The 2,706-nt window shown below is 31.2% G+C and carries 3 protein-coding genes; all 3 read left to right on the top strand.

What is annotated here, in order from left to right:
• Positions 1 to 470 (top strand): carbohydrate ABC transporter permease (locus ENO17_00140; protein ID HER23466.1); only part of this gene is annotated, 470 nt, incomplete at its 5' end.
• Positions 471 to 514: 44 nt separating this feature from the next.
• On the top strand, positions 515 to 1,834 hold the full coding sequence (locus ENO17_00135; protein HER23465.1) for an ADP-ribosylglycohydrolase family protein: 1,320 nt from the start codon (positions 515 to 517) through the stop codon (positions 1,832 to 1,834).
• Positions 1,835 to 2,431: 597 nt separating this feature from the next.
• On the top strand, positions 2,432 to 2,706 hold a 275-nt coding region (locus ENO17_00130), incomplete at its 3' end, for a xanthine phosphoribosyltransferase (protein HER23464.1).

Raw genomic sequence — 2,706 nt, 5'->3', positions numbered from 1 at the left:
TTTATATTGTGCCGTTATACGCTTATTTCCAAAAATTAGGGTTGACAAATAATTTATTAGGGATAATAATAATATATTCTGCCTATTATTTACCATTTTCAATATTTTTACTAAGATCTTATTTTCTTTCAATTCCCAAAGAGATTTGTGATGCAGCTAAAATAGACGGCTGTTCAGATTCACAAATATTCTGGAAAGTAGTATTACCACTTGCTAAATCCGGTTATGCAACCCTTGTGTTAATATTAACTTATTGGACCTGGAATGAATTTTTCTTTGCCGTAACTTTTTTACAAAACGCAAAAGTTCAAACAGTTTCTATAAGATATTTACGTTTTACTGAAAGCCATTTTACTAATTTTGCTTACGTTAGCACCGGTGGAGTAATTACAATATTGCCTATTATGTTTATTTGTATTTTGTTACAAAAAAGATTTATTGCCGGGCTCACACAAGGTGGGTTAAAATAATTAATTTTTAAGATATAATATAATAAAACTGTGGAGGCTTTATAATGATTAAAAGAGAAATGACTGAGAGAGAGAAAAATATCGCAAATCAATGGTTAAGCGTTATGAAAAGTGGGAATGTTGAACATAGGGTTATTGAGGGTGTGTATGCATTAGAAAATAAAGGATATGATATTTCAAAGGCAAAATTACTAATTGATAAAGGCAAAGCAGCATATAATAATAAAGATTTTAATAAATTATTAAAAATTATTGCTATGATAAAAGAAGAATTAAGAAGATCACCAAAAATGAAAGTGGACTATTATAAGCCGGAAATGTTTGAAGATATATTAAATGCATGTGTTCCTTTAGTAGATTTATCAAGGTTTCCGCAAAAAATTGATTCAGATCTTTGGTATGAAAAAGTATATGGAGGTTGGTATGGGAAATGTATTGGAGTTTCATTAGGTGACCCTGTTGCTGGGTGGAAAAGTGAAAAAATTAGAGATAAATATGGGATCATAACTGATTATGTAAAAAAACCATCTACTAAGAATGATGATGTAACATATCCTATTGTTCTTCTCCATACTATAGAGGAATATGGACCTGAATTTACAAGTAGGGATTTAGGGTACGAGTGGGTAGAACATTTGATGCCAGAAGAGGTTTGCACAGCAGAATTTGTGGCACTTGAAAATATTAAAAATGGGATTATACCTCCTTATTCAGCAAAAGAAAATAATCCCTTTAATCTATGGATTGGTGCTCAAATGAGAGGAGAAGTAAATGGATTTATAGCTCCAGGAAATCCAAGAATTGCAGTTAATTTTGCTTATAGAGATGCGGTGGTATCTCACATAACGGAAGCGGTTTATAGCGAAATGTTTAATGCCGCAGTAATTAGTGCGGCTTTTGTAGAGAATGATATAAACGAATTAATTAAAATAGGGTTATCTTATGTGCCTAGGAATAGCGAATTTTATAATATAATAAATACTACCTGTGAATGGTGTAAAGATTTTAAAAATTCTAAGGAGGTATTGGTTAAAATAGAGGAAACCTATGCCAGCAAATATCATTGGATACATACTTTTCCGAATATAGCCAATGTTATTATGGCTTTAATTTTAGGTGAAGGTGATTTTGGAAAAAGCATTTGTATTTCAGCTAATTCTGGTATAGATACTGATTGTTCTACTGGGCAAGTAGGAGCTACACTCGGTGTATTGATCGGAGAAAAAAATATTCCGATAAAGTGGAAAGAACCCCTAAATAATACAATAGAAGCTTATCTATATAGTTTTGAAAAAATGAAGATTAGCGAACTGACCGATTGGACCCTAAAAATAGGTAAAATAATAGCGGAAAAAATTAAATAAGATATAAATTTTAGTTTAATATAAAGGTAAATAAAAAAGATGATAAAGAAAAATGGAGATAATGTCTTTATTGAGCCGTGTAAAACTACAGACTCCTGTCTGGAGATGTAACGGCAGCCCGAAGGGCTCACGCTCGTTTTTCGCTTGTAGCAAAAGATGCCCCCAGCTCCTGCTGGGGGAGTTTCACTGAAAAATTTTTAAATTGCATTTTATTTTTATTGCATATACTAGCAGATTAAATTTAAAGATATAACAATTTGTATTACTTTCTGAAAATCGTAATTTCCTTCCAAGTTCTGATAATTATTATTAGTCCTTACAATGCGAATTAACCGATTTCCTTATTTTTGCATTACTCTTCAATTTATTTAAGAAAAGTAAATATTTTCTCTTTTTTTACTTGATCTCTAGTTTTTATTTTTAAAATTAGAGAATAAAACAACCTAACCATCCGTTATCCTTTTTATTTCTGCAAAAAAAAGGATTTTTAAAGATTATGTGGTATAAATATATAAAACAACTATAAAGAAAAATATTATTATAATTAAAAGCAATAGCAAGAAATCCATTCATCATCAGAAAAGGGGAAAAGAAAATATGAGTAAAAATAAAAACAGTTACCAGCGAAATTTCCCAGTCACCTGGGAACAATTTCATCGGGATAGTCGAGCTTTGGCCTGGAGGTTACTGGATACGAAGAAGAAATGGGATAGAATTATTGCTGTAGCGCGAGGAGGATTAATTCCGGCTGCTATCATTGCCCGAGAATTGGATATTCATTATGTAGATACAATTTGTATTTCCAGCTATACCTTAAGACATCAAGGAGAGCTTTCCATCTTAAAAAGTATTACTGAATTTAAAGATGGAGT

It is taken from the genome of Candidatus Atribacteria bacterium, from assembly GCA_011056645.1.
In the GTDB taxonomy this organism is placed as follows: Bacteria; Atribacterota; Phoenicimicrobiia; order Phoenicimicrobiales; family Phoenicimicrobiaceae; genus Sediminicultor; species Sediminicultor quartus.
This window is presented reverse-complemented; position numbering and strand designations above follow the sequence as displayed.

What these genes read in the sequence shown, in the direction of transcription:
- ENO17_00135 (HER23465.1), top strand. Translation starts at nt 515, where the DNA reads ATGATTAAAAGAGAAATGACTGAGAGAGAGAAAAATATCGCAAATCAA.